We start from the raw sequence: 24,128 nt of genomic DNA, 5'->3' as shown, positions 1-24,128 counted from the left end.
ATCCTCGTCTGCGGGCCGGTCAGAGCGCCCGCGCCGCCTCGACGATCTTCTCGACCGTGATGCCGAAATAGGCGTAGAGCTTGTCGGCCGGCGCCGAGGCGCCGAAGCTGTCGATGCCGATCACCGCGCCGTCGAGACCGACGTAGGCGCGCCAGAACGGGGTGACGCCCGCTTCGATCGCGACGCGCTTGCGCACTGCGGTGGGGAGTACGGATTCGCGGTAGGCCGCGTCCTGCCGGTCGAACACGTCGGTCGAGGGCATCGACACCACGCGCACCCCGTCGCCGAGCTGCTCGGCGGCCTCCGTGGCCAGGCCGACTTCCGAACCGGTCGCGATGAGGATGATCTCCGGCGTGCCAACCGAGTCCTTGAGCACGTAGCCACCGCGCGCGATGGCCGCCACCTGGGCCGCGGCGCGCGGCTGGTGGGTCAGGTTCTGGCGCGAGAACACCAGGCAGCTCGGGCCGTCCTGGCGGAGGATCGCCGCCTTCCACGCCACCGCCGATTCCACCGCGTCGCAAGGCCGCCACACATCGTTGTTCGGGATGTAGCGCAGCGACGCGAGGTGCTCGACCGGCTGGTGGGTCGGGCCGTCTTCGCCGAGGCCGATCGAATCATGCGTGTACACGTGGATCGCATGCGCCGGGATCAGCGCACTCATCCGCACCGCGTTGCGCGCGTAGTCGCTGAAGACCAGGAACGTGGCGTCGAACGGAATGAAGCCGCCATGCAGCGCCAGGCCGTTGGCGATGGCGGACATGCCGAACTCGCGCACGCCGTAATAGATGTAGTTCGCATCCGCGTCGGTGCTGGCTGCCGACTTGCTGCCCTTCCACAGGGTGAGGTTGGAATGCGCGAGGTCGGCCGAGCCGCCGATCAGCTCCGGCAACAGCGGCGCGAAGGCTTCGATCGACATCTGCGAGGCCTTGCGCGACGCGATCGTCGGGCCTTCGGCCTGCAGCTTTTCGATGAAGGCATCGGCCTGCGCCTCGAAGCCCTCGGGCAGCGTGCCGTGCGAGCGGCGCAGGAATTCGGCGGCCAGGTCGGGATAGCGGGCCTGGTAGGCCTCGAACATCTGGGTCCACGCAGCCTCGCGCGCCTTGCCCGCTTCGACGGCATTCCAGCCGTCGCGGATCGCCTGTGGCACCTCGAACGGGCCATAGGTCCAGCCGAGCGCGGCGCGGGTCGCGTCGGACTCTTCCTTGCCCAGCGGGGCGCCGTGCGAGGACTCCTTGCCGGCGCGGTTGGGCGAACCGAAGCCGATCGTCGTGCGACAGCACACCAGCACCGGCTTGTCGTCCTGGGCGATGGCGGCCTGGATCGCGCGCGAGATCGCGTCGGCGTCATGGCCGTCGACATCACGGATCACGTGCCAACCATAGGCTTCGAAGCGCGCCGGGGTGTCGTCGGTGAACCAGCCGTCGGTATTGCCGTCGATCGAGATGTGATTGTTGTCCCAGAACGCCACCAGCTTGCCCAGGCCGAGCGTGCCCGCCAGCGATGCGGCCTCGTGCGAAATGCCCTCCATCAGGCAGCCGTCGCCCATGAACACCCAGGTGCGGTGGTCGACGACCGCGAACTCCGGGCGGTTGTAGCGCTGCGCGAGCAGGCGCTCGGCCAGCGCGAAACCGACCGCATTGGCGAAGCCCTGGCCGAGCGGGCCGGTTGTGGTCTCCACGCCGGGCGTTTCGTGACGCTCCGGATGGCCGGCCGTCTTGCTGTGCAGCTGGCGGAAGTGCTTCAGCTCGTCCAGCGGCAGGTCGTAGCCCGACAGATGCAGCAGCGCGTAGTGCAGCATCGAGCCATGGCCGTTCGACAGCACGAAGCGATCGCGGTTGAGCCACTGCGGATTCGCCGGGTTGTGGCTGAGGTGGTCGTTCCACAGCACTTCGGCGATGTCGGCCATGCCCATCGGCATGCCGGGATGACCGGACTTGGCGGCATCGACGGCATCGATGGCGAGGAAACGGATGGCGTTGGCGAGTTCGCGACGGGTCGGCGTGGTCATGGGCGAAGGGCAGGCGGCAGCGGACGGGATCCGCTGATTGTCCCATGCCTGTCCCTCGGCTGCCGGGTCTACGCCCGATCCGGGCTCAGACCGGGTCGGTGTGCGTCTCCGCCAGCGCGGCGTCGAGCGCCGGGTCCGGTGCCTCGGCCGGCTCGGAACGCCCGATCACCACCGAACCCGCCATGTCGCCGCCGATGTTGACCACCGTGCGGCACATGTCGAGCAGGCGGTCCACGCCGAGAATCAGGCCGATGCCCTCGGGCGGAATCCCGAACATCACCAGGATCATCGCGATCACCGGCAACGAGCCGCCCGGCACGCCCGCGGCGCCGATACCACCAAGAATGCACAGCACCAGCACCAGGCCCTGCTGGCCCATGCCCAGCTCGATCCCGAAGAACTGCGCCAGGAACAGCACCGTGATGCCCTCGAACAGCGCCGTTCCGTTCATGTTGGCGGTGGCGCCGAGGGTGCAGACGAAGCGTGCCACCCGCGGCTGCACGCCGAGGTTCTCCACGGTGACCTTGAGTGTGGTCGGCAGCGTGGCGCTCGAGGATGACGTGGAAAACGCCGTCAGCAACGCCGGCTGCGCACCACGGAAGAACGCCAGCGGCGTCATGCGGCCGAAGATCCACAGCAGGATCGGGATGACGATGAAGAAGTGGACGCCCAGCGCCGCGATGACGGTGCCCACGAACCGCGCCAGTTGCACGAGTACGTCCACGCCCAGGCGCGCGGTGATCGAGAACAGCAGCGCGGCCACGGCATACGGCGCCAGCGCGATCACCCAGCCGATCAGCTTCAGGCAGATGTCGTACACGCCCTGCACCGCGGCGACGAAGCTGCGCGTGCCCGGCGTACGCAACGCAGTGGCGGCAATGCCGAACATCAGCGCGAAGAACATGATCGCGATCAGGTCACCGCGGGCGGCGGCATCCACCGGATTGCGCGGCACGATGTCGAGCAGGATCTGGATACCGGACACGCCTTCGCGCGCATTGGCGATCTCGGTTGCCCGATCGGAACTGGCCGCCAACAGCGATTGCGCGACCACCGGATCGATGCCGCGGCCCGGCTGGAACACATTCACTGCCACCAGTCCGATCAGCACCGCGACCGCAGTCACCGCCAGGATCCACACCAGGGTCTTGAGTCCGATGCGCCCGAGCGAGGCGGGATCTCCGATCTCGACCACGCCCAGCACCAGCGCCGAGAACACCAGCGGAATGACCAGCATGAACAGCAGGCGCAGGAACAGCTGGCCGATGGGGTCGGTGACATAGGTGATCAGGCCATTGAGCCAGCCGGCATCGGCGACGAAGAAGTTCGCGGCGAGTCCGGCCAGGGTACCGATGAGAAAGCCGATCAGCATCTTGGTGTGCATCGGCATGCCGCCGGAGCCGGTGGTCGAGTTCATCGGTGGGTCCTGTCGAGAAGGCGGGAAGCTTAGCAAAGCATCGGGGCTCTCCCGACAGGTCGGCGAGGCGCCGGACCGATCCACCAGCCGGTATCCTTGTCCCATGTCTTCGCTTCCCCCTGCCGGCATCGCCGGCGACGCGCTCGCCACCCTGCAGCGCGTGTTCGGCCATGCCGCCTTCCGCGGCGAACAGGCCGCCATCGTCGAACACGTGGCCGCGGGCCACGATGCCCTCGTGCTGATGCCCACCGGCGGCGGCAAGTCGATGTGCTTCCAGGTGCCGGCGCTGCTGCGCGATGGCGTGGCGATCGTCATCTCGCCACTGATTGCACTGATGCAGGACCAGGTGGACGCCCTGCTGCAGTCGGGCGTGCGCGCGGCCTACCTCAATTCCACGCTCGACGGCGAGGCCGCGCAGCGGGTGGAGCGCGACCTGCTGGCCGGCGAACTCGATCTGCTCTACGTGGCGCCCGAGCGGCTGCTCACCCCGCGCTTCCTGTCGCTGCTCGACCGCGCGCCGCTCGCCCTGTTCGCCATCGACGAGGCGCACTGCGTGTCGCAGTGGGGCCATGACTTCCGCCGGGAATACCGCGAGCTGACGATCCTGCACGAGCGCTGGCCGGCCGTGCCGCGCATCGCGCTGACCGCGACCGCCGATCCGCCGACCCAGCGCGAGATCGCCGAGCGCCTGCAGCTGGAAGACGCGCGCCGCTTCGTCAGTTCGTTCGACCGGCCCAACATCCGCTACACCGTTGTCCAGAAGGACAACGCGAAGCGCCAGCTGCTCGATTTCGTGCAGGGCCATCGCGGTTCGGCGGGCATCGTCTATTGCCTGTCGCGGCGCACGGTGGAGGAAACCGCCGAATACCTCGCCGGCCAGGGCATCGACGCGATCCCCTATCACGCGGGCATGGATGCCAACCTGCGCGCGGCCAACCAGCGCCGCTTCCTGCGCAGCGATGGCGTGGTGGTGGTGGCGACGATCGCCTTCGGCATGGGCATCGACAAGCCGGACGTGCGTTTCGTCGCGCACGTGGACCTGCCCAAATCGATCGAGGGCTATTACCAGGAAACCGGTCGCGCCGGACGCGATGGCGAGCCGGCCGACGCCTGGATGTGCTTCGGCCTGGGGGATCTGGTGCTGCTGCGGCAGATGATCGAGCAGTCCGAATCGGGCGACGAGCGCAAGCGCCTCGAGCACCGCAAGCTCGACGCGCTGGTCGGCTATTGCGAGACGATGCGCTGCCGCCGCCAAGTGCTGCTGGCGAACTTCGGCGAAGACTATGCCGCCAGGGGCCCGGGCGAACCCTGCGGCAACTGCGACAACTGCCTCGACCCCCCCGACGCCTGGGATGCGACCGTGCCAGCGCAGAAGGCGCTGAGCTGCGTCTACCGCAGCGGCCAGCGCTTCGGCGCCGCGCACATCATCGACATCCTGCGCGGCAGCGACAGCGAACGCATCCGCCAGTTCGGCCACAACCAGCTGAGCACCTATGGCGTCGGCACCGATGTCGACGCGCGCGTCTGGAAGAGCGTGCTGCGCCAGCTCGTCGCCCACGGCCTGCTCGATGTCGACGCCGAAGGCTACGGCGGACTGCGCCTGACCGAAGCCAGCCGCGCCGTGCTCAAGGGCGAAGCCCAGGTGATGTTGCGCAAGCCCACCGACGCCCGCGAACGCGCACGCACCTCACGCGCCGCCACCGGCGCCGACATCGACCTGGCACCAGCCGACCGTCCCCTGTTCGAAGCGCTGCGCGCCCTGCGCGGACGCCTCGCGCGCGAACAGAACGTGCCCGCCTACGTGATCTTCCACGACGCCACCCTGCGCGAGATCGCTCGGCTCCGCCCGATCAGCCACGGACAACTCGGTGGCATCGGCGGCGTCGGCGCCGGCAAGCTGGAACGCTATGGCGACGCGGTGCTGGAGACGGTGCTGGACGCGGACTGAGCGGACAAAGCACAGCGCAACTTCGTAGAGTCATGGCCGCATGCGCCCCGACCGGACGCGGGCCCTCAATCGTTGATCGCGCGCGAAAGAGCTTGGCACGGGTATCGGCGCCTGACAGATGCTCGCGGCTATCGGCCCTGCAGCTGGTCGCGGAACAAGCGGCGGTCTCCTGGGGCCCGAGGATCGCCGGCTGGTCGTGTTGAGCCGCCGGCGCTGGCCAAGTCCGGGATGGACAGCGCTTGGCAGCGGACTGACGAAGTCGGCAGTCCCACGGGCACGAGCGCAAAGACGTGTGATTCGCCCTGCACGGGCTCAAGCATCGGGGTATCGCGGACAGCGCCAGACATCGAGCGGGCACAGCGGGGAGGTAAAGCGTCAGCCGCATGACCGCCTTGCCACCCGTGGAACCAGTGCGCGCCGCGGGATCTTCCGGAGAATTTTCAGGAGCGGCCAAGTCCGGCGCCGCTACTGACTGATTCGAATGGTGGGTCGTGATGGATTCGAACCATCGACCAGCGGATTAAAAGTCCGATGCTCTACCGACTGAGCTAACGACCCATCGAGACTGTCGCCGCAGCGCGGCGCAGGGGGCGCATTCTAGCGCAATGTGAGCCGCGCGTCGGCCCTCAGGCCTGGGCGATGTAGCGGGTGGGATCGGGCACGCCGGCGGCGGCGAATCCGTCCGCGCGCAGGCGGCAGGCATCGCAGTGCCCGCAGGCGCGACCGTCGGCATCGGCGCGATAGCACGAGACGGTCAACCCGAAGTCCACGCCGAGCCGCACGCCTTCGCGGACGATCGCGTCCTTGCCCATGTGCTGCAAAGGCGCGTGCACGCGGATGCCCGCGCCTTCGACGCCCGCCTTCGTCGCGAGGTTGGCCAGGCGTTCGAACGCCTCGACGAACTCGGGACGGCAATCGGGATAGCCGGAATAGTCGACGGCGTTGACGCCGCAGAAGATGTCGGCTGCGCCCAGCACTTCTGCCCAACCGAGCGCCAGCGACAGCATGATGGTGTTGCGCGCCGGCACGTAGGTGACCGGGATGCCCGCCCCGCCCGCTTCCGGCACGTCGATGTCATCGGTGAGCGCGGAGCCGCCGATGCTGCGCAGGTCGACGTCGACCGTCTTGTGCACGCGCACACCCATCGCCGCGGCGACGCGCGCGGCAGCCTCGAGCTCGGACGTGTGGCGCTGGCCGTAGCGCACGCTGAGCGCATGCACATCGAAGCCCTGTTCCCGGGCGATGGCGATAACCGCGGCGGAGTCCATGCCTCCGGACAACAGGACGACAGCTTTCTTCATTGGGATCTGATGCGGAACGAAAATTCGGTGGGCGCGTGACAGGCTAGCGCAGCCGGGCAGCGGATGCAGGCTCAGCGGCCCGGTTCGTCGTCCCACAGCAGCTTGTGCAACTGCATCTGGAACTTCACCGGCAGCCGATCAGCGACGATCCAGTCGGCCAGTTCGCGGCCGGTGATCTCGCCCTTGCTGGGCGAGAACAACACGTCGCAGCGGTGCTGGAGACCCTTGGTCAACACGATGTCGCGCGACCATTCGTAATCGGCGCGCGAACACACCACGAACTTGATCTGGTCGTGCGCGGTCAGCAATGCCAGGTTTTCCCAGCGATTGCGATGCGCTTCACCCGATGCCGGCGTCTTGATGTCGAGCACGCGGCTCACGCGCGGATCGACTGCGCCGATGTCGAGTGCGCCTGAGGTCTCCAGCGAGACCTGGTAGCCCGCGTCGCACAGCCTCCGCAGCAGGCCGATGCAACGTTTCTGCGCCAGCGGTTCACCGCCGGTCACGCATACATGGCGGACGCGGTGCGAGGCGACCTCGGCGAGGATCGCATCGACCGTCCACCAGTCGCCGCCATGGAAGGCGTAGGCGGTGTCGCAATAGCTGCAGCGCAGCGGGCAGCCGGTCAGGCGAACGAAAACCGTTGGCCAGCCCGCATCGCGGGCCTCTCCCTGCAGGGACAGGAAGATTTCGGTGAGCTTGAGCCGGTCGGCCGCGGATGCGGCGACCGCATCGGAGGCGATGGCGGTCATGGAATCAGCGCAGGCGCGAGAGCTGGATCGCGCGGAGCCTGTCGGCAGCGGTGCGCGCCGCATCGGTGCCGGGATACTGCTTGCCGACATCGGCCAGCGTCGCTTCGGCGCCATCGAGGTCTTTCAGTCCGTACTGGGACAGGCCGACCTTGAGCATCGCGCCCGGCGCCTTGTCGCTCTGCGGATAGCGCTGCAGCAGCGAGAGAAACTGCTCCTGCGAACGCGCGTAATTCTGGGTGACGTAGTAGCTCTCGCCAAGCCAGTAAAGGGCATTGGGCGCGTAGCTCCCCTGCGGATACGTCTGCAGGAAGGCCTGGAAAAGCCTGGCCGAATCGGTGTACTGGCCGTTCTTCAGCGCATTGAACGCCTGTTCGTAGGCGGCGCGCTCGTCGGCCGGTGCCGCTGCCACCGGCGCTGCGGCCGCCGGTGCATCACGACCGCCACGCGCGGCCTGCGCATTCGCGCCTGCCGCGGGTGCCGGGGCACTGCTGAGATCGGGGAGTTCCAGTCCGCCACCGCCGCCCTGCCCGCTCTCGAGCCGGTTGAGCCGGCCGTCGATATCGAGGTACTGGCTGCGGTTGCTGGACTTGAGCTGCTCGTTCTGCTGCTGGAGCTCCTCGACCTGGGACCGCAGCGCCAGGATCTCCTGACGCAGCTGGTTGACCTGGTTGAGCATGTCGACGTTCGCGCTGGTGTCGCCCGCCCGCGCTTCGAGTGCGGCCACGCGGTCGGCGAGGCTCACGCGTTGCGCCCATGCGGGCGCGGCGACCACGAGGGTCGCCGCGAACGCGACTGGGAGCACCAGCCAATGACGCATCGAACGCATCAGCGCGCCGTGTAGATGATCTCGACGCGACGATTGCGGGCCCAGCAATCTTCGTTCGAGTCATTGCAGACCGGACGCTCTTCGCCGTAGCTGACCACTGCGATCTGCGCAGCCGAGCCACCGTTGGCCTGGAGAGCCGAGGACACGCCATTGCCGCGGCGCTCGCCCAGGCCCTGGTTGTATTCGCGGCTGCCGCGCTCGTCGGCGTGGCCTTCCAGCGAAACGCGTGCTGCGTTGCGGTCACGCAGGTACTTGGCGTGGCAAGCCATCACGGCCTGGAACTCCGGACGCAGGGTGTCCTGGTCGAGATCGAAGTAGACGACGCGCTGACGCAGGCAAGCGTCGCTGTCGAGGTCAGCCGGGGTGTAGGCACCCGCGGTCGACGGCGAAGTCGCCACGGTACCGGTCGACGGACCGGTGTCGACCGGCGCCTCTTCCTTCACCTTCTTGGAACACGCAACGGCAGCGGTGCAAAGCATCGCGGCCAGCAACACACGGGTGGTCGTCTTCATCTCGTCAGTCCTTGGTTTATTTCTATGAACAACAGGGCAATTGTTAATTAACAGGACGTGCAGGTAGCGTCAGCGCTGTTCCCGGAACGGACCCCATGCCGGCTCGCGCACATCACCATCGGCGAGGACCAGGCGCTGACGCACCCGGCCATCCGAAGACACCGCGTACAGCACACCCCTGCGCCCCTCGCGCGCCGCGTACAGGACCATGCCGGCGTTCGGGGCGAAGCTCGGCGATTCGTCGAGCGACCCTGGCGACAGCGTGGACCAGCGGGGCGACCCCAGGCTGCGATCCAGCAGTGCAATACGGTACACGTTGCCTGAACCTTGCGCCACGGCGATTTTCTTGCCATCGAACGCAACCGAGGGATCGGCGTTGTAGCTTCCTTCGAAGGTCACGCGCGTGGCGTTGCCGCCGGAGGCCGGCGCCTGGTAGACCTGCGGCCTGCCGCCGCGGTCGGAGATGAAGTAGATGCTGCTGCCGTCGGGGGCCCACGAGGGCGAGGTGTCGATCGCGAAGTGGTTGGTCACCTGGGTCAGCGCCTTGCTGCCGAGATCCATCACATAGATCTCGGGATTGCCGCTGCGCGAGAGCGACAGCGCCAGGCGGCGGCCATCGGGCGAGAACGCCGGAGCGCCGTTGATGCCGCGGAAGCTCGAGACCAGCTCGCGACCACCACTGGTGATGTCCTGGATGTAGATCGCCGAATTGCCGCTTTCGAAGCTGACGTAGGCGACGCGGCGCCCGTCGGGACTCCAGGCCGGCGACATCAGCGGCTCGTTCGAGCGCACCACCGTCTGCGGGTTGTGGCCATCGGAATCGGCCACGATCAGCGCATAGCGCGCGTTCTGACCCACGCCGGTCTGGGTGATATAGGCGATGCGGGTCCAGAACGCGCCACGCACGCCGGTGATCTTCTCGTAGATCGCATCGGCCATCTGGTGGGCGACATCGCGCATGGCGTTCGGACGCGCGGTCATCGCCAGGCCGAGCACGCGCTCCTGCTTGGCGACGTCGAACAGTTCGTATTCGACGCGGTAGCTGCCACCGCCTGCATCGACGACCCGGCCGACGACCAGGAAGTCCTGCCGCAGCGCACGCCAGGTGGGGTACTGGACCTCGCTGCCGCGGGTCGGCCGCTCGACGATGTCGCGCTCGGGCAGCGTACGGAACTGGCCGGAGCGGTCGAGGTCGGCGCGCACTACGGCGGCGACGTCGGTATCGGGGGGGGTACCGCTGCCCTGATAGGGCATCGGGATGACCGCGATCGGCATCGCCTGGGCGCTGCCGCCGGTGATGTCGATTTCGAGACCCTGCTGCTGGGCGCTGGCGAGCATGGGCAGGCCGAGGACGAACAGGGCCAACAGGCATCGGATCAGGATGGGTTTCATCGGTTTACCGGTCGTGGAGAAAGTGAGCCCGCGCAGCTTGGCCGCTTGCGCGGGTGGCAGGATGAATAGCAGCGCAATCATGGCCCCTGGCGGGTGAACGTGATGAAGACGCTGCACACGCCAGCGGTGCATACGCCCTTACGGCACCACGCAGCCCGGATTCGACGGCTGGCGGCGCGCGTGCGGAACTCTGGGTCGCGCTGCCGGCGCGGTCGGGTCACGTCAGTAATTCGGGACCTCGCAAACCATGGACGCACCCCGGCAAACCATGGGCGCACCCCGATGCGCCGCGATTCGACGCCCTGCGAGCATCGACTTGCGAGCTCGCCCACGCGCCGGTAAACCCGGTCGCTGCGCCAGCGGCCGGTAATCGGATCGGAAAGGAAATGCGCCGGCGCTACGGCGACGGGCACACGGCCGGCACCCGCGGCATCAATCCTGCGCGCGGAAGTTGAAATTCAGGCGGCGATTGAACACCGATTCGAAGCCGGCATAGGGCAACGGCTCGGCCGCGCGCACCGCCGCTTCCACCGAGCGCCGACCCTGCGCGTCGTAGGGGCAGGAGGCATCGAACTCGACGCTCATCACTTCGCCGCCGGGCAGCTGCGTGATGTACATCCGGCAGACCTGCCCGAGCGGAATGTTGTCGGGCCTGCGCCAGTTGCGCCGCACCGCCTCCTGGATCGCCGCCGCGTACTTCGCCGCCAACCCACTGTCGCCGTCCGGACGGCCCGGCGGCGGGCTGGCGGCGGACGCGGCGGCGCGCTGCTCGGATGCCTGCTGGGCGTTGCGTTCGGCGATCTGCTTGAGGCGCTGTTCGGCCTGCTGGGCGTCGCGCTGGGCCTTCTCGCGTTCCGCGCGCAGCTTCTCGAGTTCCTGGCGCGCGAGGCGGCGCTTCTCCTCGGCCTCCTGCTGCTTCTGCTGCTCGGCGAGCTCGATCTGCGCCTGGCGGCGCTTCTCTTCCTGTTCCTTCTCGCGCTGCTCGGCGGCGAGCGCATCGCGGCGCACCGCAGCCTGGGAGACGGTGTCGGGCTGCGGCACCACCTCCTGGAGCTGCGGCTGGCGCGGCGCCACGGCGTCTTCCGGCCGCGGTTCGGGCAGGGGCTGCGGCGTCGCAGCGGCGGGTTCTTCGACCGGTTCGGGCAAAGGCTCGGGCACGGGATCAGGCACCGGCTCGGGGGTAGGCTCGGGCACGGGATCGGGCACGGGATCCGGACGGCTGGCCAGCGCGCGCCGGTCCGCCGCGCTCAGCGCGTTGGGATCGATGATGTCGGCCGAGACCGGCGAGCCCATCGCGGATTCCGGACGGGAGGATGCGCTCCACAGCGCGCCCAGGAAAATCAGCCCGAACAGCAGGATGTGGACCAGCAGCGCCAGCCCGATCGAGACCACGTTGTCGGAACGCGACTCGCGCATCTCAGTTCGCGCTGTCCGCCGGCCGGCTGATCAGGCTGACCTTGCTGATGCCGGCCTCGTTGATGAGGTCGATGGCATTCATGATCCGCTGGTAGCTGGCCGCGCCATCGCCGCTGACCAGAATGGTCGCGTCGGGGTTCTGGGTATGGATGCCGCGCAGCCGCGCGACCAGATCCTCGCGGGTGACCGCGGTGTTCTGCTGCTCGACCATCAGCGCGAGCTGACCGTCCGGGTAGACGCTGACCACGACCGGATCCTGCGGCGAGCCCAGCGACATCGCGCGCGAATCGGGGAGATTGATGTCGGTGCCCAGGTTCATCAGCGGCGTCGTGACCATGAAGATGATCAGCAGCACCAGCATCACGTCGATGTAGGGCACGACGTTGATTTCGTTCTTGAGCTTGCGCCGCTTGGAACGGCGAAGGGAGATCGACGACATGGCGGTTTCCGGGTACGAGGACGATCCAGCGGCCGCGGGGGCGGCCGAAGGGGTTCAGTCGGTGCCGCTCTGGCGTTCGAGGATCGAGGAGAACTCGTCGGAGAAGGCCTCGTAGCGCGTAGCGACGCGCTCGACCTTGGTCGCGAAGCGGTTGTAGGCCCAGACGGCGGGAATCGCTGCGAACAGGCCCATCGCGGTCGCGATCAGCGCCTCGGAAATGCCCGGCGCGACGGTGGCGATGGTCGCCTCCTTGACGCTGGCCAGACCGTGGAAGGAGATCATGATGCCCCACACGGTGCCCAGCAGGCCCACGTACGGGGCGATCGAGCCGACGTTGGCAAGGTATTCGAGGTTGGCTTCGAGCCCGTCGAGCTCACGCGCGCCGGCCACCCGCATGCCGCGCTGCGCACCTTCCAGATGCGTGCGTGCATCCACCCCGCGCCGCTGCCGCTGGCGAGAGTACTCGCGGTAGCCGGCTTCGAAGATCGCCTCGAGACCTTCGATCTCGCGGTTACGCTCGGTGGCCGAGGCATACAGCTTGCTGATCTCGGCGCCGGACCAGAACCGCTCCTCGAAGCGGTCCGCTTCCTTCTCGGCGCGGTCGAGCATGCGCTTCTTGCGGAAGATGATGACCCACGACGAGATCGACGCGAACAGCAGCAGCAGCATCACCAGCTGCACCGGGATGGAGGCGTGCAGGATCAGTTCGAGGATGCTCAGGTCGTTGGGCAGCGGCGCCGTCGCCGCAGCGGCGGCGCCAGTGGCCGACAGCTCGGTGGCGCTGGCAGCGGCCTCTTCTGGCAACGCCTGCACCTGGGCGGCGGCGGACTGCAACAACACGGGCATTGGGCTCATCCAGGATTACTCCGCTGACGTTTCGAGTGACTTGAGTTGTGTGTAGAGCGCATCGGGAATCGCCTGCGGCCGGAAATCGGCTGCCGACAATGCCGCTACGCGGACTTCCGCATCCAGCAGCAGCACGCCATCGCGGCGCACCTCCTGCACGAACACCGCGCTGGCGCGTCGACAGTGGCGCAGGGCCACGCTGACGCTCAGCACGTCGTCGAGGCGCGCAGGCAGGCGGAAATCGATCCGCATCGCGCGCACCGCGAACACCGTGCCGTGACTGTCGCGCAGCGACGCCTGCCCATGGCCGTGCGCACGTAACCACTCGCTGCGTGCGCGCTCCATGAAAGCGACGTACTGCGCGTGATAGACGACGCCACCCGCGTCGGTATCTTCCCAATAGACGCGTGTCGGCCAACTGAATAGATCCACAGCCGGCGCGGTATCCAGGGTCTGCGTCACGGCGCGCTCCGCAAGGGATTCAAAACAGGTTGCCCGGTACGGCGGCCGCATCGCGGCGCGGCTCCAGGCCCAGATGGCGCCAGGCCTTGGTGGTGGCCATGCGGCCACGCGCCGTGCGCACCAGATAGCCCTGCTGGATCAGGTACGGCTCGATGACGTCCTCGAGCGTGCCGCGCTCCTCGCTCAGCGCCGCGGCCATGGACTCGACGCCGACCGGACCGCCGTCGAAATTCTCGATGATCAGGTGCAACAGGCGCCGGTCGAGGTCGTCGAAGCCTTCCGGGTCCACCTTGAGCATCTGCATGGCCGCGTTCGCGACCTCGCGGTCGATGCGTCCGTTCGCGCGCACCTGGGCGTAGTCGCGCACCCGGCGCAGCAGGCGGTTGGCAATGCGCGGCGTACCACGCGAGCGCCGGGCGATCTCGGACGCGCCGTCGCCCTCGCAGGACAGCCCGAGAATCTGCGCCGACCGGCGCACGATGCGCGTGAGCTCCTCGGCGCTGTAGAACTCCAGCCGCTGGACGATGCCGAAGCGGTCGCGCAGCGGGGCGGTCAACAGGCCCGCGCGCGTGGTCGCGCCGATCAGGGTGAAGGGCGGCAGGTCGATCTTGATCGAACGGGCGGCAGGCCCCTCGCCGATCATGATGTCGAGCTGGAAATCCTCCATCGCCGGATACAGCACCTCCTCGACCACCGGCGAAAGCCGGTGGATCTCATCGATGAAGAGCACATCGTGCGGCTGCAGGTTCGTCAGCAGCGCGGCGAGATCGCCGGCCTTCTCGATGACGGGACCCGAGGTCACGCGCAGCGCGACCCCGAGCTCGTTGGCGATGACGTGGCTCAGCGTGGTCTTGCCGAGGCCGGGGGGGCCGAAGATCAGCACGTGATCGAGCGCCTCGCGGCGCTGCTTGGCGGCCTCGATGAAGATCGCCATCTGCTCGCGAACCGGCTGCTGGCCGAGATAGTCGTCCAGCCGCTGCGGCCGGATGCTCGCCTCGATGGCGTCGTCCTCGCGGGTGGCGTCGGCGGCGATGATGCGGTCTGCGGTCATCCGCGCATGATCGCATGCCATGGCAGCGACGCCGCAGTGATCCCGCCAAACAGCACACGGCGCCGGCGCATCGATCGGGCGGGCAGCGGCCCACGCAAACCGCCGCCCTCCGGGGGCGCGCCATGCGAACGCATCCGGTCATGCGCTCACCCCGCTGACCCAGGCGCTGGCGCGCATGGGTGGGCAGCGCGGTCAGATCGACAGCCGCCTGGGCGAACTGCCCGCACAGCTCGCGCATGGCGACTCGCCGGTCGAGACGCTCGAGCAACAGCGCCAGGTTGCGCTAGGGGCGCTCGCGCGCACCGACGCGCGCTCGCAGATCAGCCGCGCATTGCCTCGGCCGCCAGCGCGAAGCTGTGCCGCCGCGCGCCGTGGTCGAAGATGTTGGCCGTCAGGATCAACTCGTCCGGGCGATGCCGCGCGGCGAAGTCGGCGATGCCCTCGCGCACATCGCTTGCATCGCCCACCACCGAGCACGCCAGCGACTGGGCGACCATCGCCTTTTCGGCAGGCGTCCAGAATGCTTCGATGTCGTCGATCGGTGGCGGGATCAGCCCTGGCGCACCGCGACGCAGACGCACGAAGCTCTGCTGCTGGGTGGTGAACAGCCGCTGCGCCTCGGCGCGGCTGTCGGCGGCGACGACGTTGATCGCCAGCATCGCGTGCGGCTGGCGCAGATGCTTGGAGGGGCGGAAGTCGCGGTGGTACAGGGCCAGCGCTTCGGACATCGCGGCAGGCGCGAAGTGCGAGGCGAACGCATACGGCAGACCGAGCGTCGCGGCGAGTCCGGCCCCGAACAGGCTCGAGCCGAGAATCCACACCGGCACGTCCAGTCCGGCGCCGGGAACGGCCTGCACCGGTTGTCCGGGCTGCGCAGGCTCGAAATAGCGCAGCAGCTCCATCACGTCCGAGGGGAACGCATCGGCGCCGGCGTAATAGCGACGCAGCGCCTTGGTGGTCGCCTGGTCGGTGCCCGGCGCCCGCCCCACTCCGAGGTCGATCCGCCCCGGATACAGCGCGGCCAGCGTGCCGAACTGTTCGGCCACCTGCAGGGGCGCGTGGTTGGGCAACATCACCCCGCCCGACCCGACCCGGATCGTCGAGGTGCCGCCGGCGATATGGCCGATCAGCACCGCCGTCGCCGCGCTGGCGATGCCGGGCATGTTGTGGTGTTCGGCCAGCCAGTAGCGCGCGTAGCCGAGGGCTTCGGCATGGCGGGCGAGATCCAGCGAACGGGCAAAGGACTCGGCCGGCGTACTGCCCTCGGTCACGGGGGCGAGGTCGAGGACGGAGAGGGGAATCTGCACAGGGGAGTTGGCCATGGCGGGTAGATGGGGTCGCTGGCGGCAAAACCCACACTTGCGCCCAACGCTGCATCCGCCTGTACAGGCCCGGCCGCGGCGCCGGCTCTGCAGCCCACGGGTGTATGTGCGAGCTGCGGGATCCTTCCACCCGGCTCCGATGCCCGGCGCCGGGACGCGTCCGGGCCTCGACCACTCGGGACCGCCAATGCTGCCAAGCCACGATCCGGGGCCCACCGGCGGCCGGGAACGCCAGCGCCGGCAGGCGCGGGCATGCGCCCCGCTCGACCGGGACGCACGCGGTCGGTCCATCGCGCGCCGCCGCAACGCGGCCAGCGCCGCGTACCGGCCCCGGCGGGCCACTCAGCCTGCGGCCACCACCTGGTTGCGTCCGCCGGCCTTGGCCAGATACAGCCGCCTGTCGGCGTCGGCGAGCAGGCAGTGCAGACTGTCATCGGCTGCCGCCATGCGGACACCGATGCTCACCGTCATGCGCACTTCGCCCCCGGGCGTCTGCACGCACATCGCTTCGATCCGGGCGCGCAGGGTTTCGAAATACGCCTGCATCGCGTCTTCGTCGAGGTCGGGCACGAGCAGACAGAACTCCTCGCCCCCGAACCGGGCCACCAGGTCGTCGGAGCGCACATGCCCCGACAGCGCACCGGCCGCCGCGCGCAGCGCATGGTCGCCGGCCTCGTGGCCGCAGCCGTCGTTGATGCGCTTGAAGTGGTCGATGTCGAGGATGGCCATCGCCAGCGGGCGCCGGGCAGCCCGCATCTGCGGGACCAGCCGTTCGGCCTGCTCGAGGAAATGCCGCCGGTTGGGCAGACCGGTGAGGAAATCCCGGGTGGCGAGATCCTGCAGGCTGCCGATCAGTTCCAGCTGGTCGACGTTCTGCGACACGCGGCAGAAGAACTCCTCGCGCGAATAGGGTTTGCGCAGGAAATCGTTGGCACCGCTCTTGAGGAAGCGCGCCACGAGGTCGGGATCGTCGCGTCCGGACACGCCGATCACCGCGACGCGGTCTCGCGCCCGGAGCGCGCGCAGGCGACGGGTGAGTTCCACCCCCTGCATGCCCGGCATCTCCTGGTCCACCAGGGCCAGGCGGATCGTCGGGTCGCGTTCGAGCGCGTGCAGCGCGGCCTCGCCGCCGGCGGCCTGCAGGACGCGATAGCCGAAGGTTTCGAGCAGGCCCGCCGCGTGCAGCCGGGCCGAAGGCGAATCGTCGACGACCAGCGCGGAAATACGCCGGTTGCGTTCCAGCCGCTTCACCAGCCAGACGATGTAGTCGAGGCTGCCGGGGGTGCTCTTGAGCACGAAATCGATGACCCGTCGGCGCATCAGCCGCGCGCGCAGGTCCTCGTCGTAGACGCCCGTCACCACCACGGTCGCCAGGCCCCGCTCCAGGAAGGCGTCGACAACCGTGTTGCGATCGCAGTCGGCCAGCACCAGTCCGGTGATCGCCAGAAACCAGTCGTCGTGGCGCTGGAGCAGCGCCCGCGCTTCGGCAAGGGTCGAGGCGACCTCGACAGGCAGCTCCAGCTGCTGCTCGATCGCCTGCGCGAGCGCCTGCACGTAAGCGCGCGAGTTCTCGACCAGCAACACGCGCTGCGGCAGGGGTGCACTCGGGTCGATCGGCAGCAGCGCGGTCATCCGGGCGGTTTCGGAGGTATTGAAAACGTTAGCGGCAGCGCGGCGGCGAACTTGAGCGGCAGGCCCGGAACGGCCGTGCGGACCAGCAGCGTTGCACCGATGGCTTCATCCCTGTGCGCCTTCCGCCAACGCCGGCACCGTTGCCTTACGGGCGCCCTCGTCGCCCTCGACCCGCGGTCGTCGGCGACTCAGATCTCGACGTGCGTGCCCAGTTCGACCAGCCGGTTGCCGGGAATGCGGAAGAACCCCGAGGCCGGCGCGGCATTGCGGTGCAGCAGCGCGAACAGCCGCTCGCGCCACAGCGCCATGCCCGGGCGGGCGGAGGCGACCACGGTCTCGCGACTGGTGAAGTAGGTCGTGTCCATCGGATCGATGCACACGCCTGCATCGCTGTCGGCGCTTTGCATCAGCGCCAGCGGCACGTCCGGCGTCTCCATGAAACCGAAGCGGATCACGATGCGGTGGAAGCCTTCGCCGATCCGCTCGATCTTCAGCCGCCGCTGCGCATACGGCACGGTCAGCGTTTCCACGGTCAGGAACACGTTGCGCTCATGCAGCACCTTGTTGTGCTTGAGATTGTGCAGCAGCGCCTGCGGCACCACCCCGCGGTCGCTGGTCAGGAACACCGCCGTGCCCGGCACCCGCACCGGTGGTGCGAGCATCAGTCCGGGGATGAAGCTGTCTGTGCGGATGCCGTGCTGCTGCACCTCCTCGTGCAACAGCTGCCGTCCGCGCCGCCAGGTGCGCAGCAGCGTGAACAGCGTGATGCCCAGCACCAGCGGGAACCAGGCACCCTGCAGCACCTTGGCGCCGTTGGCGATCACGAAGGCGATGTCGACGACGAAGAACACCCCGCACAGCGGCAGCACCCAGCTGCGCCAGCGCGGCCACAGGGTGCGCGCAACGACCGCCAGCAGCAGCGTGTCGATCAGCATGGTCAGGGATACGGAAATACCGTAGGCCGCGGCCAGCGCCGAAGAGGTGCGGAAGGTCAGCACCAGCGCGATCACCACCACCGCCATCGACCAGTTGATGGCCGGGATGTAGATCTGGCCGATGGTGCTGCTGGAGGTGTGGCGCACCCGCATGCGCGGGATGTAGCCGAGCTGCATCGCCTGGCGCGCCACCGAGAAGCCACCGGTGATGACCGCCTGCGAGGCGATCACCGTGGCTGCGGTCGCCAGGACGATCATCGGCCAGCGCGCCCACTCGGGCACGCCGATGTAGAACGGGTTCTGGATCGCCGCAGGATCCTCCAGGATCAGTGCGCCCTGCCCCAGGTAGTTGAGCATCAGCGACGGCAGCACGAAGAAATACCAGGCGTAGCGGATCGGCCGGGCGCCGAAATGGCCCATGTCGGTATAGATCGCCTCGCCGCCGGTCACCGCCAGCACGACCGCACCGAGAATGAAGACGCCGCCCCAGCTGTGGTCGATGAAGAAACGGGCCGCCCACCACGGATTGATCGCGTGGAGCACTTCCGGCTCGTGGATGATGTTGAAGACACCCAGCGCCGCGAGCGCCAGGAACCACAGCACCGTGATGGGCCCGAAGATGCGCCCGACCTTGGCCGTGCCGAAGCGCTGGGTCGCGAACAGGGCGCCCAGCACCAGCACGGTGATCGGAATGATCCAGGCATGCAGCCTGGGTGCGACGACCTCCAGGCCCTCGACCGCGGACAGCACCGAGATCGCCGGCGTGATGACGCCGTCGCTGAAGAACAGCGAGGCACCGAACACGCCGAGGATGCCGACCAGATAACCGCTGCGCCCCCCCTTGGCCAGGCAGCGCTGGGCCAGCGCCATCAGCGCCATGATCCCGCCCTCGCCGTCGTTGTCGGCGCGCAGGATGATGGTCACGTACTTGACCGTCACCACCAGCATCAACGACCAGAAGATCATCGACAGCACGCCCAGCACGGTGTCGTGGTCGGCGATCAGACCGTAGTGTTCCGAGAACGCTTCGCGCAGGGTGTACAGCGGGCTGGTCCCGATGTCGCCGAACACGACGCCGATCGCGCCGACGATCAGGCCGGCGAGGCCGATGTGACCGTGGCTGGACGCAGCGGGACGCGCGCCGTTGGCCGGCGAACTGGTGTGGGACATGACGTTTGGAACCCTGCCGACGGAGACGGGCGGTCAGCGAAGCGCGGACTGTAGCGCCTTTCGGATGATGAGCTCGGGGGTGTCGCCATCGCTTGCGGCGGCCTTGGCCATCTTCTGGGCGTCGGCCGGCTTGTAGCCCAGCTGTTGCAGGGCGATGGTGGCCTCCGAGAGCGGGTCGGCCGGCATCGCGCTGCCTGCGACCGCACCACCGGCGCCGGCCAGATCCGCCGCCCGGTCGCGCAGTTCGACGACCATGCGCTCGGCGGTCTTCTTGCCGATACCCGGGATCTTGGTCAGCGCGGTGACATCGCCAGCGTGCACCAGGCGCGCGAAGGTATCGACGCTGACGCCCGACAGGATCGCCAGCGCGATCTTCGCGCCGATGCCGGTGACCTTCTGCACGTCACGGAACAGCCGCCGCTCCGACTCGTGCAGGAAGCCGTACAGCGACACGCTGTCCTCCTTCTGCGCGTAGTGCGTGAACAGGGTGACCTCGCGGCCCACTTCGGGCAGGTCGTAGAACGTGCTCATCGGCGCCTCGAGCTCGTAGCCGACGCCGCCCACGTCGATCACCAGCCAGGGCGGGGCCTTGTGGGCAAGCGTGCCGCGCAGTCGTCCGATCATCGGCGTTGCCCCTCCGGGCGGGTGGAACGGAAGAAGGAAAACCGAATGCGCTGGCCGGGGCTGCGGCCGACGACGGGCGCCGGCCCCTGGACGAGGCTCATCCCTTGCGTCCCCAGGCCTGCTTCACGTCCACGCCCAGACGTCGCGCGGTGGCGCGGACGTGGGCATGGGTGATCGCGACCGCGAGCGCATCGGCGGCGTCGGCCTGCAGCTTGCCGCTCAGGCCGAGCATCAGCCCGACCATGTGCTGGATCTGCGCCTTTTCCGCGCCGCCGCGGCCGACCACGGCCAGCTTCACCTCGGTGGCGGCGTACTCGCTGACCGGCAGGTCGCGCAGCACCACCGCGCCGATCGCCGCGCCGCGCGCCTGGCCGAGCTTGAGCGCCGAGTCGGGATTGCGCGCCATGAAGACCTTCTCGATCGCGACCTCGTCGGGCCGGTATTCGATGATCAACGCGGTCAGGCCGTCGAGCAGGCGACGCAGACGCGCCGGGAACTCGCCGGCCGTCACCAGCACCAGCGGCGCATGGAAGACGTGCGAGACCTTGCCCGCCGCATCGACATCGATGATGCCGACCCCGGTGCGCTGGGAACCGGGATCGATACCGAGGATGCGGGTCATGCGACCGCCTGCGCCCGGCGGCCTGCCGAAGGCGGCGCCAGGACCGATGCCACCCGGCCAACCCGGAGAAGAAGAGTCCGCATCGGCGGCGGGCGCGGCCGTCAGGCCCCGAACTGCGCGTTGGAATAGACCGCCTGCACGTCGTCGAGATCCTCGAGCAGGTCGAGCATCTTGCGCACCTGGTCGGCGGTCTCGCCATCGACGGCGATGTCGTTGTCGGCGCGATAGGTCACCTCGGCATGGCCGGGGACGATGCCGGCGGCCGCCATCGCGTCGCGCACCGCCTCGAATGCCTCGACGCTGGTGACCACGTCGATCGCGCCGTCCTCCGGATACACCACCACGTCGTCGGCGCCGGCCTCGATCGCGGCCTCGGTGACCGTGTCCTCGTCCATGCCCTCGAAGCTCAACACACCCAGGCGCTTGAACATGAAGGCGACCGAGCCCTCGGTGCCCATGTTGCCGCCGCACTTGCCGAAAGCGTGACGCACTTCGGCGACGGTGCGCACGCGGTTGTCGGTGAGCGTGTCGACGATCACCGCGACCCCGCCCGGGGCGTAGCCCTCGTAGCGGATCTCCTCGTACTCGACGCCTTCGAGCTCGCCGGTGGCCTTCTTGATCGCACGCTCGACCACGTCCTTGGACATGTTCTGGGCCATGCCCTTGTCGATCGCCGCGCGCAGTCGCGGGTTGTTCGCGGGGTCACCGCCACCGGCGCGCGCCGCCACACCGATCTCGCGGATGATCTTGGTGAAGATCTTGCCGCGCTTGGCGTCGGTCGCGTTCTTGCGGGCTTCGATCGAAGGTCCTCGTCCCATGGCTGCTTGCGTCTGTGGCGTTGGAGGCCGGCGATATTACTCCAAGCGCCCGCCGCTACCGCGCATGCTCGAAATGCCCCTCGCGCAGGAAGGTCGCCGTCTGTCGGATCGCGTCGGCCGACAGCAACAGGCCGCTGTGGCTGGCGGGGACGACGATGTGGTCGGTGAGTTGCGGCGCTCGGGTCTCCTCGACCGAGACCGTGCCGTCGTGCGCATCCTCGAACCGGGCCAGCAGCGCGCCCAGCCCGCGCGGCTCGCTGCCGGCAACCATGCCGACCTCGACACCCGCCGGCCAGCGCGCGCAGCCGGCATGCAGGATCTCGGCGCTGCGGCCGAAATAGAACCGCGACAGCGGCACCCGGGCCATCGCCTGCGCCGCGCGGCTGCCGCCTACCGGTGAGCCCACGCAGACGATCCGGCCGATCGGCAGCGATGGCGTGGCGCAGACCGCCTGCAGCGCCGACAGGCCGCCGAGGCTGTGGCCGACGACATGCGCAGGCCCGCGCCCGAGCGCGCGGGTCAACCGCTCCACGGCGGCATCCGGCCCGCCGGCGATGCTGGGGTAGCCGAGGATCTCCGGCTGGAATCCCGCCCGCGCCAGGCCACGGGCGTAGCGCTGCATGGTCAGGCCGACCATCCACAGGCCATGCAGCAGCAGCACGCGATCGGGTCCCGCCCTCATGCCACCAACTCCGCTTCGATGTGCGCCTGCCGCCAGGCCCGCGGCGACAGCCCGCTGTGCGCCTTGAACGCGCGCGACAAGGCCGCTTCGCTGCCATAGCCGACCTCGTCGGCAATCCGCCTCAGCGGCCGGCCGCGGCGCAGCGCGCGTTGCGCCAGTCCGATGCGCCAGGCCTGCAGGTACTGCCCCGGCGTCTGTCCCAGGGCGCCGCGGAAGGCTTGCGCAAACGCGCTGCGCGACATGCCGGCGGTCTCGGCCAACACCTCCAGAGACCAGGGCTGCGCCGGCGCCTCGTGCATCGCGACCAGGGCACGCCGCAGGCGCGGATGCGCCAGGCCGGCCAGCAGGCCACCCCGCAGCGCGCCGGCTTCCATCTGCTGGCGCAGCACCTGCACCAGCAGGGCTTCGACCAGTCGCTCGATCAGCGCGGTGCGGCCGCAGCGTCCAGCGAAGGCCTCCTCGAACAGCAGCGCAAGCAGCCCCTGCGAGCCGGGCAGTTCGCCCGGCGCTACCCACAGCGCGTCCGGCAATGCCGCGGCCAATGGACTGTCCGCGCCACCTTCGAACAGCAACCGCACGCACAGGCCGGCCGCACCTGGGCCGGGCAAGGCCGCCGTACGGGTGCCGGCGCCCGCCAGCAGCAGGCCCGGCCCCGACCAGGCGCCGCTTCCCGGCAGCGCGATTTCGCCCTCGCGCAGCACCCAGAGCGCCGCCCCCGGCCAGGCGGCGCCGAATGGATCCACGCGGGCAGCGATCGGAAAGCGATCGAGCAGCGCCGCAAGACGATCAACCATGCAGGACTCCCGGACAGGTTTAATGGACTTTGTATCACCAATCGTCCGGCAATCGCAGGCACGATGCACATCTCGCCGGACGGCCTCCTGCCGTCGGGTCCATCGGAGATATCCCATGTCTATCGAAACCGTGCTCTACACCGCGACCGCGACCGCCACCGGCGGCCGCGAGGGCCGCGCCACCTCGTCCGACAACGTCCTCGACGTCACCCTGTCGACCCCGCGCGAACTGGGCGGCGCCGGCGGCCCGGGCACGAATCCCGAACAGCTGTTCGCAGCCGGCTATTCGGCGTGTTTTCTCAGCGCGCTGAAGTTCGTCGCCGGCCAGCACAAGGTCGCGCTGCCGGCTGCGACCTCGGTCACCGGCAAGGTCGGCATCGGCAAGATCCCGACCGGCTTCGGCATCCAGGCCGATCTCGCCGTGTCGGCGCCGGGAGTGCCGCGCGAGCAGCTGCAGACCCTGATCGACGCCGCGCACATCGTGTGCCCGTATTCCAATGCGACCCGCGGCAACATCGACGTGACGCTGTCGATCGCCGAGTAAGTCGCAAGTGGGTGGGACGCGCCTGGCGCGTCCCGCTCAACCCTGCGCCGGACGCCGCAGAATGAATTCCAGATCCTGGATGGATCCGACCAGGAAGATGTACTCCCCGACCTTTTCGAAGCCGTGCCGCGCGTAGAAGCGTTGCGCGCCGAGGTTCTCCGACCAGGCGCCGACCCACAGCGTGCGCGGGCCATCGCGCAGCAGCCACGCCATGATGGCTTCCATCATCTGCGTACCGGTACCGCCGCCCTGATGGCCGCGCAGCAGATAGAGACGCTTGATCTCGCCGTCGCCCGGCGCGACCTGCGGATGCGGCAGGCCGCACGGACCCGCGGCGGCGTGGCCGACCGCCTCGCCGGCGTGCTCCCGCAGCCAGACCGCGTAGTCCGGATGCGCGAGGATCGTGCGCTGCTTCTCGACCGCATACGCATCGGCGAGAAACGCCGCGAGATCCTCCGGCGGATACAGATGGCCGAAGGTCTCGGTGAACGTACGCGCGGCCAGCGCCGACAGCGTGGCCGCATCGTCGACGGTGGCGCGCCGCAGCCTGGGCACAGGGTTGGATGCAGCGTCAGCAGATTCTCCGGTCATGCGGAAACGCTCCGGCGTGAAGCC

23 protein-coding genes and 1 tRNA gene are annotated in these 24,128 nt (G+C 68.8%); 2 read left to right on the top strand and 22 right to left on the bottom strand.

The window, feature by feature from the left end:
- Nucleotides 1-19 precede the first annotated feature (19 nt).
- Together tkt and EGK76_RS01485 are read right to left on the bottom strand one after the other, a co-directional pair.
- Entirely contained in the window at nucleotides 20-2,008 is a 1,989-nt protein-coding gene (tkt, locus tag EGK76_RS01490) for a transketolase (RefSeq protein WP_123831358.1), read from the bottom strand.
- A gap of 85 nt (nucleotides 2,009-2,093) precedes the next feature.
- Nucleotides 2,094-3,425, bottom strand: a complete 1,332-nt coding sequence (locus EGK76_RS01485) for a dicarboxylate/amino acid:cation symporter (RefSeq protein WP_199730831.1) — start codon at nucleotides 3,423-3,425, stop codon at nucleotides 2,094-2,096.
- Nucleotides 3,426-3,528: 103 nt separating this feature from the next.
- Here EGK76_RS01485 and recQ point away from each other — a divergent pair, with 103 nt between their 5' ends.
- Nucleotides 3,529-5,373: a DNA helicase RecQ gene (gene recQ / locus EGK76_RS01480; RefSeq protein ID WP_123831356.1), complete on the top strand. Its 1,845-nt coding sequence runs from the start codon at nucleotides 3,529-3,531 to the stop codon at nucleotides 5,371-5,373.
- Nucleotides 5,374-5,855: 482 nt separating this feature from the next.
- Here the strand turns inward: recQ and EGK76_RS01475 are convergent.
- From EGK76_RS01475 to EGK76_RS01385, 19 genes are all read right to left on the bottom strand, one after another.
- Nucleotides 5,856-5,931 (bottom strand) — tRNA-Lys (locus EGK76_RS01475).
- 68 nt (nucleotides 5,932-5,999) lie between these two features.
- Nucleotides 6,000-6,674, bottom strand: a complete 675-nt coding sequence (queC, locus tag EGK76_RS01470; RefSeq protein WP_123831355.1) for a 7-cyano-7-deazaguanine synthase QueC — start codon at nucleotides 6,672-6,674, stop codon at nucleotides 6,000-6,002.
- A 71-nt stretch (nucleotides 6,675-6,745) separates the two neighbouring features.
- Nucleotides 6,746-7,426, bottom strand: coding sequence for a 7-carboxy-7-deazaguanine synthase QueE (queE, locus tag EGK76_RS01465; protein ID WP_233580126.1), 681 nt, complete (start codon nucleotides 7,424-7,426; stop codon nucleotides 6,746-6,748).
- Nucleotides 7,427-7,430: 4 nt separating this feature from the next.
- Nucleotides 7,431-8,243, bottom strand: a complete 813-nt coding sequence (ybgF, locus tag EGK76_RS01460; protein ID WP_123832028.1) for a tol-pal system protein YbgF — start codon at nucleotides 8,241-8,243, stop codon at nucleotides 7,431-7,433.
- Between the two features lie 8 nt (nucleotides 8,244-8,251).
- Nucleotides 8,252-8,764, bottom strand: coding sequence for a peptidoglycan-associated lipoprotein Pal (pal, locus tag EGK76_RS01455; RefSeq protein WP_096299769.1), 513 nt, complete (start codon nucleotides 8,762-8,764; stop codon nucleotides 8,252-8,254).
- Nucleotides 8,765-8,833: 69 nt separating this feature from the next.
- Nucleotides 8,834-10,156 carry a Tol-Pal system beta propeller repeat protein TolB gene (gene tolB / locus EGK76_RS01450; RefSeq protein ID WP_123831351.1) on the bottom strand — a complete coding sequence of 441 codons (1,323 nt, stop codon included), beginning with the start codon at nucleotides 10,154-10,156 and terminating at the stop codon, nucleotides 8,834-8,836.
- A 432-nt stretch (nucleotides 10,157-10,588) separates the two neighbouring features.
- Nucleotides 10,589-11,572, bottom strand: coding sequence for a cell envelope integrity protein TolA (locus EGK76_RS01445; RefSeq protein WP_123831349.1), 984 nt, complete (start codon nucleotides 11,570-11,572; stop codon nucleotides 10,589-10,591).
- A gap of 1 nt (nucleotide 11,573) precedes the next feature.
- A complete protein-coding gene (locus tag EGK76_RS01440; protein ID WP_096299775.1) occupies nucleotides 11,574-12,011 on the bottom strand; it encodes a biopolymer transporter ExbD in 438 nt (145 codons plus the stop codon).
- Between the two features lie 54 nt (nucleotides 12,012-12,065).
- Nucleotides 12,066-12,866, bottom strand: coding sequence for a protein TolQ (gene tolQ, locus EGK76_RS01435; RefSeq protein WP_233580125.1), 801 nt, complete (start codon nucleotides 12,864-12,866; stop codon nucleotides 12,066-12,068).
- A 6-nt stretch (nucleotides 12,867-12,872) separates the two neighbouring features.
- Nucleotides 12,873-13,319, bottom strand: coding sequence for a tol-pal system-associated acyl-CoA thioesterase (ybgC, locus tag EGK76_RS01430; protein ID WP_233580124.1), 447 nt, complete (start codon nucleotides 13,317-13,319; stop codon nucleotides 12,873-12,875).
- Between the two features lie 19 nt (nucleotides 13,320-13,338).
- Nucleotides 13,339-14,370 carry a Holliday junction branch migration DNA helicase RuvB gene (gene ruvB / locus EGK76_RS01425; protein WP_096299781.1) on the bottom strand — a complete coding sequence of 344 codons (1,032 nt, stop codon included), beginning with the start codon at nucleotides 14,368-14,370 and terminating at the stop codon, nucleotides 13,339-13,341.
- 320 nt (nucleotides 14,371-14,690) lie between these two features.
- Entirely contained in the window at nucleotides 14,691-15,692 is a 1,002-nt protein-coding gene (locus EGK76_RS01420; protein ID WP_123831345.1) for an LLM class flavin-dependent oxidoreductase, read from the bottom strand.
- Between the two features lie 342 nt (nucleotides 15,693-16,034).
- On the bottom strand, nucleotides 16,035-17,324 hold the full coding sequence (locus tag EGK76_RS01415) for a diguanylate cyclase (RefSeq protein ID WP_123831343.1): 1,290 nt from the start codon (nucleotides 17,322-17,324) through the stop codon (nucleotides 16,035-16,037).
- A gap of 188 nt (nucleotides 17,325-17,512) precedes the next feature.
- A complete protein-coding gene (locus tag EGK76_RS01410) occupies nucleotides 17,513-19,429 on the bottom strand; it encodes a potassium transporter Kup (protein WP_096299787.1) in 1,917 nt (638 codons plus the stop codon).
- A gap of 33 nt (nucleotides 19,430-19,462) precedes the next feature.
- On the bottom strand, nucleotides 19,463-20,053 hold the full coding sequence (ruvA, locus tag EGK76_RS01405) for a Holliday junction branch migration protein RuvA (RefSeq protein ID WP_096299789.1): 591 nt from the start codon (nucleotides 20,051-20,053) through the stop codon (nucleotides 19,463-19,465).
- Nucleotides 20,054-20,150: 97 nt separating this feature from the next.
- Entirely contained in the window at nucleotides 20,151-20,675 is a 525-nt protein-coding gene (gene ruvC / locus EGK76_RS01400; RefSeq protein WP_096299790.1) for a crossover junction endodeoxyribonuclease RuvC, read from the bottom strand.
- A 101-nt stretch (nucleotides 20,676-20,776) separates the two neighbouring features.
- The gene (locus EGK76_RS01395; protein ID WP_096299792.1) at nucleotides 20,777-21,493 is read right to left on the bottom strand and encodes a YebC/PmpR family DNA-binding transcriptional regulator; all 717 of its coding nucleotides are present in this window, start codon (nucleotides 21,491-21,493) and stop codon (nucleotides 20,777-20,779) included.
- A 55-nt stretch (nucleotides 21,494-21,548) separates the two neighbouring features.
- Nucleotides 21,549-22,175 carry an alpha/beta fold hydrolase gene (locus EGK76_RS01390; protein WP_123831341.1) on the bottom strand — a complete coding sequence of 209 codons (627 nt, stop codon included), beginning with the start codon at nucleotides 22,173-22,175 and terminating at the stop codon, nucleotides 21,549-21,551.
- Complete coding sequence (locus EGK76_RS01385; RefSeq protein ID WP_123831340.1) at nucleotides 22,172-22,969, bottom strand: AraC family transcriptional regulator; 798 nt, start codon at nucleotides 22,967-22,969, stop codon at nucleotides 22,172-22,174. Before EGK76_RS01385 ends, EGK76_RS01390 begins: the two co-directional genes overlap by 4 nt.
- 115 nt (nucleotides 22,970-23,084) lie before the next feature.
- On the opposite strand from EGK76_RS01385, the gene EGK76_RS01380 reads away from it, so the two are divergent.
- Nucleotides 23,085-23,513 (top strand): organic hydroperoxide resistance protein, encoded by a 429-nt coding sequence (locus EGK76_RS01380; RefSeq protein WP_123831338.1) that lies wholly within the window; start codon nucleotides 23,085-23,087, stop codon nucleotides 23,511-23,513.
- Nucleotides 23,514-23,549: 36 nt separating this feature from the next.
- On the opposite strand, the gene EGK76_RS01375 is transcribed toward EGK76_RS01380, so the two are convergent.
- On the bottom strand, nucleotides 23,550-24,068 hold the full coding sequence (locus EGK76_RS01375) for a GNAT family N-acetyltransferase (protein WP_123832027.1): 519 nt from the start codon (nucleotides 24,066-24,068) through the stop codon (nucleotides 23,550-23,552).
- Between the last annotated feature and the right edge of the window lie 60 nt (nucleotides 24,069-24,128).

This window comes from Luteimonas sp. 100069 (assembly GCF_003813845.1).
Lineage (GTDB): Bacteria > Pseudomonadota > Gammaproteobacteria > Xanthomonadales > Xanthomonadaceae > Luteimonas > Luteimonas chenhongjianii.
The sequence above is the reverse complement of the archived record's forward strand: the minus strand, read 5'-3'. Positions and strand labels throughout refer to the sequence as shown.